The sequence below is a fragment of the Vibrio sp. 1069 genome (assembly GCF_033340555.1).
In genome coordinates this window covers 1-571 of record NZ_JAWOWP010000718.1, presented here as the reverse complement: position 1 = coordinate 571, position 571 = coordinate 1, and the positions used below count along the sequence as shown (strand labels likewise).

Annotated in this window: 1 protein-coding gene; it reads left to right on the top strand. The window is 47.5% G+C overall.

Annotated features, from left to right (window positions below; all coding sequences use genetic code 11):
* Positions 1 to 13 precede the first annotated feature (13 nt).
* Positions 14 to 571: YhgN family NAAT transporter (locus R7040_RS28650; protein ID WP_318097917.1), on the top strand; the 558-nt coding region annotated here is incomplete at its 3' end.

The window sequence follows — 571 nt, the reverse complement described above, 5'->3', positions numbered from 1 at the left end:
TCGAGGCCAGAACATGGATATTCTTTCTGCAGCGACCATGCTGTTTCTTATCATGGACCCTCTTGGCAATTTGCCCATTGTGTTGTCCATTCTTAAACACATCGATCCCAAACGTCGTCGTAAGGTGCTCATCCGCGAGTTGATTTTTGCCTTATTGATTTTGATGTTGTTCTTGTTCGCCGGACAAAGCATCCTGAGCTTTTTGCACGTACAGCCGGAAACCTTGAGTATCTCTGGTGGCATCATCTTATTTATCATCGCAATTAAGATGATTTTCCCAAGTGCAGGGAGCATCACCGGGTTAGCGGCGGGTGAAGAGCCGTTTATTGTGCCAATGGCAATTCCAATGATTGCTGGCCCATCAGTGATTGCCGCGTTGCTTCTGCTTTCTTCCCAGCATCCCGACAAACTGGTCGAACTTTCAGCGTCAGTGGTGATTGCGTGGGGCGCGACCTTCTTTATTTTGATGTTCTATGGCTTTTTCAATCGTCTGTTGGGCGAACGCGGTCTGAAAGCGGTGGAACGCTTAATGGGCTTGTTATTTGTGATGATTTCCACCCAGATGTTCCTA